Source organism: Oleiphilus sp. HI0117 (assembly GCF_001635235.1).
This window is the reverse complement of the sequence record NZ_LWGA01000739.1, coordinates 1-5,174: the sequence shown is the minus strand read 5'-3', so window position 1 is coordinate 5,174 and position 5,174 is coordinate 1. Positions and strand designations below refer to the sequence as shown.

The 5,174-nt window shown below is 41.2% G+C and carries 3 protein-coding genes and 1 pseudogene; all 4 read left to right on the top strand.

Going from position 1 to position 5,174, the window contains the following annotated elements; all coding sequences use genetic code 11:
• Positions 1–335, top strand: a pseudogene (locus A3757_RS11455) (hypothetical protein); the annotation flags it as partial.
• A gap of 142 nt (positions 336–477) precedes the next feature.
• A complete protein-coding gene (locus A3757_RS11450) occupies positions 478–1,071 on the top strand; it encodes a hypothetical protein (protein ID WP_068749654.1) in 594 nt (197 codons plus the stop codon).
• Positions 1,072–1,079: 8 nt separating this feature from the next.
• On the top strand, positions 1,080–2,825 hold the full coding sequence (locus A3757_RS11445; protein WP_156506287.1) for a lipopolysaccharide assembly protein LapB: 1,746 nt from the start codon (positions 1,080–1,082) through the stop codon (positions 2,823–2,825).
• Positions 2,826–2,896: 71 nt separating this feature from the next.
• On the top strand, positions 2,897–5,174 hold a 2,278-nt coding region (locus tag A3757_RS11440), incomplete at its 3' end, for a tol-pal system YbgF family protein (RefSeq protein ID WP_197470012.1).

The window sequence follows — 5,174 nt, the reverse complement described above, 5'->3', positions numbered from 1 at the left end:
ATATTCGTCGTTCAAACGAAAGCATGCCGATCTACGATGTGATTCACAAATATTCTTCTGACTACAAAGTACTCTTTGTTGGTGACGCATCAATGGCACCTTACGAGATAACTCAGCCAGGTGGCAGTATCGAGCATTGGAATGAAGAAGCTGGCGCTGTATGGATGCAGCGTGTGACCGATCATTTTGATAAAGTGGCTTGGGTTAACCCTCTGCCAGAGTCATACTGGGGGGAGGGCGGCTCTTTGGGGATAACCAAGCAGCTCTTAGAGGACAATATGTACCCAATGACGGTTGAAGGGCTCGAAGACGCAATGCGCTATCTCAGTCGCTAAGTTGGGGTGTTTGGATAATCTTTAATCAATATTTCTTTCACGATTACAATTACTTACTTATTTAGTGACATAGCACAGATTTTTTTCTTTAAGACTTGCTATTATCAGAATAACAATCACTTATAAAATTTTGAAGTTTGTTATGGGTATCCAGCGGTTTCTTGTTTTCGTTGTTCTAATCTCTATATCGTGTATGCAGTTGAATGCAGCGCCCCCTGTTGCTCAGCCCGCTAACAATAGCCTTCCTGCAAGCCAGTCTCAGAAATCTCCTGTAAAGAAAAAGTCTCCCGAGTTGGTTAAGCTTGCCAAAGAGGCCGAACAGATCAAGTCAGACTTAATTGAGCTAAATAGAGAACTTTATAATTTTGAAGAACAGTTACTATATCCAACTGAAACCCAGTTGGCTGTTTTTCTATCCCTTGATGCCAAAACTACTTTTACGCTTGATTCAATTGAAGTTCTGTTAGATGACAAATTAGTCGCTACGCATTTGTACAACAAGTCTGAGTTGGCAGCCTTAAAGAAGGGCGGGGTTCAAAAAATCTATCTTGGAAGTTTGGCTGATGGACAGCACAAATTAACAGCCCAGTTTAACGGACAGGGTGCAGATAATAGCTATTTTCGTCGTAAGAAAGCCTTGAAATTCACTAAGGAAAATAAGGCTAAATACATACAGATGGAAGTTATTGAAAGTCCTGGTAAGCGAGAGCCCTTGTTCAAAGTTAAGCAATGGTAGCTGTCATCATGCTTTCTATGTCAGGTAGTATTCTTCAGTTCTCATCTCGTTATGTTGCCTTGCAATGTACCAAACTTTTTAGCTTTGCTCTTGCGTGCCTGACTCTTTCTATTCTGCTATCTGTTCCAACAGTTGTACTTGCCGCCAGCCAAAGCAAAGGCATTCCAGAAGAACTCTACGAGGGCATGGTCAAATTCAAGCTAAATAGCGGTGACGTCTTCAATGCACTGGCGATGATGAACGAGCCTTATATTTCAAAATATCCTGCCGACTATAACGCAGCCTTACATGGTTATAGCATGTCTAACAAAGCGCGTAAGCTGTTAGATATCAATGGCAAGCAAAAAAACAAACTTAGTGATTCTGAGCGATTTACGCTTGGTGAAGTCTACTATAACGATAACGATTGTATTAATGCGCTTAAGTCATTCAAGGGACTAAAGAATAAGCTGTCACTAGATGATAAACAGCGTTGGACTTTTTATAGAGCAAACTGCTTTATAGAGCTCGGTAGCCCACAGAGAGCAGCGAAAGCACTAAGGGATTTGGTCGGAGGAGTCTGGGCTGCTTATGCTTATTACAATCTTGCTATAGCTTATGCTGAAGCGAGCCATGACAAAACTAAAGCGCTCGGCACGCTTTGGATAGCGAGTTCACTGAATAAAGGTAAAAGCGAAGAAGAGTTGGCTTTGGCTGACCGAATTAATCTTGCGTCCGGCTCACTCTATTTGGAGGGGGGAAAGCCAGACCTTGCTTTAGAGTTTTTCAAAAAGGTTCGCCTTGACTCTGACAGTACGGCTGCAGGCTTATACCTGAATGGCTTGGCACATCTGGAGCTTGGTGATTTTCGTGCTGCCACTCAATCCTGGTTTAGTACCAAGACTTACCCTCTTACAAATCAAAGTGTTGCTGAAGCAGCATTGGCCATTCCTTACGCATACGAACGCTCCGGCTATATAAGTCAGGCTCTTGAAGCCTATAAAGAAGCCAGTTCCGGCTTTGAAAACGAATTGAGAACGATTAACAAGCTAGATACGGCGCTTGAAAAACATGGTGCGCATGCAGTGTTGATTGATGGTAGTGAAATTAAGGGGCTGGAGTGGTTTTTGTCAAAAGGTGTTGTTAAGAATACTACACGCGCTGCTTATTACCGTTATTTCGCTCAGGATAGGGATATTCATGACGATATTAAGCTATACACCGAGATGCACAACCTAGTGGTAAATATCGAGTATTGGCAGACTCAATTATCCGTATTTTCTCAGGCCTTGAACTCTAAAAAGAGTAATTTCAGTAAACAAATAAAGCGTTTTAATTCTGTTGAAATTGCTAACCGAATTAATGCTTATGATAAAAAAGTTGGCAAACTTTCCTCAAGTAACTTGATGACGCCAAAGCTTAGTAAGAGCTTGCAGATTGAGGCAATGAAAAACGGTGTAGATACTTTGGCAAGTAGGCTTGGTAAGCTTCAAAGCAAAGTAAATAATGGTCCTAAACTACTTTCAAGCCAGTTATCTGAAAGCGCAGCTCTAGGGCAGCGACTCGCAGCGAAAAAAGTGAAGATAGAGGCTTTGCTAGATAAGTTGGATAGCGAGATTACTAATGTCTGCCGGCAGCATCTTTCTGAGCTAAGAAAGGTGATGATGTCCAATTATGAGAGAGCTGAGCAAGGCTTGGTGCATATTTTCCAGGGTATCGCTGAAAATAAATCGACTAAGCGAAAGAAAAGTAAAGACGGGCGCTATTCTCGATGATGTATTTTATTAAATCGACTAGAAACAACGTTCCTAGGCTTTATTCTTGGGTACTTCTTTTAGCTGTAGGTATGTTTTCAAACACTTCTTATGCTGCTAGTGATGACCCATTTATTTTTGAGTTGAAAAGTGATCTCGAAACCATTGGTGATATCAAACCGAGCTTTATCGTCTACCAAGATAAACCTTTACCCAAGGTCTCAATTAATTACATCTTAAAGCGCTACATAAAATTATTTGAAAACGCTAACTCGCCTAATGTAAAAATTGATGCTTTGAATCGTATTAATAACTTAAGGGAAAAGTACAAACTCGATAGCAAGAAACTTACGATTGATAAAGTTACTCAAAGTCAGGTGGTGCTCGATAGCTATGATCGTATTGTCGATTCAGGTGTATTTTATCAACGCATGGATGAATTGCTTTACCAAACAGCTAAGGCAACAAAATTTATAGGTAATTCTGAAGAATCTATAAAACGACTTAAATTGTTAGTAGGTCTTTACCCAAAGTCTGATCTGGTTGATGAAAGTATGTTCCGAATTGCCGAGACATATTTTGATTTGGGTATGTTTGATAAAGCTGAAGCGCAGTATAAGAAAGTACTGGCTTTTACAAAAGATTCTACCTTCCATCATAGAGCAAACTTTAAGTTAGGTTGGGCTGTTTTTAGACAGGACAGGTTTGCCGACTCAGCAGTTCATGCTAGTAAGGTATTAGATAAGTACCCTGAGCTAAGGAATGCAATCGGGTACGATACCTTGGGCCTCAAGGATCAAGATATTGTTGACGATACCTTCCGACTTTTCTCTACTATGTTTTCTCAAGACAGAAGCGGCGAGAGTATTGAGGTGCTACAACAGAGTATCGGGCATAAGGACTATGCATATTTGCTTTATGACTCCTTATTTCGATTCCACCTAAGATCTGAGCGATTTCGTGATGCGGGTCTCGTAGCCAGGGGCTTTACCGATAACTATCAAATGAATTTTGATGCTTATCGAATGGCACAAAATGAAATACAAACCTATCGTCGTGGTAATTTCGATATTCTAGAATGGGAAGCGAAAGAAAATTTTGTAAAGAATTTCGGTGTTCATAGCCCTTATTGGAAAACGCTTGAACCCTCTCAATTAGAGATTGTCAGACCTTTGCTTGTTGAGGCCCTAGATGAGTTGGCACACCTATATTATGTAAGAATGCAAACGGCTTACGCCAAAGACTCCGAAGTTAAGAGTGAGCCTGCTGAAATTTCAGCTAAAGCGTCAAGCTATTATGTATTTGGTAAGCAGGCTGCAGACTATTACGAAGAGCTGGTTCTCACGCGAGGTCAAGATCGCTATAGCGGTGAGAACCTTTACCTTGCAGCTGAGGCTGCATATAAAATTGGTGATTATCGTCGTGCAATTTCTCTATACGAACGTGCAGCTTATGAAAATGTTAGCCATCCAAAGGCAGTTCAAGCTGGCTATGCTTCAGTTCTGACATATGACGACATCAAAGTTTCAAATAGCGGCAATACCCAAGATCTCGGGCCATCTGATAAGCTACTTCGCAGAGAAGCGATTGAGCGTTTTGCTGCGCATTTTCCTATGGCTAATCAGACGGCAGGATTGTTGAACGACCTAGCAAATGAATATTATCGCGAACTAGACTATATCAATGCAGTAGAAGTTTCTTCCCGAGTTGTACAGTCCAGATCGGCACCTGCTGCGATATTGTATTCTAGTTGGTTGGTTAACGCTCATAGTCATTTCGAGCTAGAAAACTATTCTCTTGCAGAAAAAGCCTATCAAAAACTTGTTACTTATAATAAGAAGTCTGATGTAGAGGTCTTAAGCGAGCGCTTAGCTGCGTCTGTTTACAAGCAAGCAGAGAAAGAAAGTGCGATTGGGAAAAGTGCCGAACTTTATTTGAGAGTCGTCGACCTAGTGCCGGATTCGAGTATTGCTCCTACGGCACTTTTTGATGCGTCGACACAGTTTCTACAAATACAAAATTGGCCGCAGTCCATCGCCACCTTAAACGTTTTCCAAGAGCGTTTTCCTGATAGTGAGTTGTATGAGGATGCCTCAGATAAGCTCGTCTATGCTTACTTGGAGAATGAAGAGCCAATTCCTGCTGCAGAAAAACTAGTCGAGATATCGAATTCTACTGCGGACTTGGCTAAAGCGTCGAACTCACTTTATCGTGCTGCAGAAATTTACTTAGAAAATGACTTTGCCTATGAAGCTGTTGGGCTTTTGGACGGTTTTGTTAAGCGCTATCCCGATCAGTTCGAGTTAAATATTGAGGCATATTTCCAAAGTATTCGCTATTTTGATCGTCGAAAAGAGGACTCTAATGCTA

Excerpts from the sequence above, each read along its gene's own strand:
- A3757_RS11450 (WP_068749654.1), top strand. The coding sequence starts at position 478 with ATGGGTATCCAGCGGTTTCTTGTTTTCGTTGTTCTAATCTCTATATCG.
- A3757_RS11445 (WP_156506287.1), top strand. The coding sequence starts at position 1,080 with ATGCTTTCTATGTCAGGTAGTATTCTTCAGTTCTCATCTCGTTATGTT.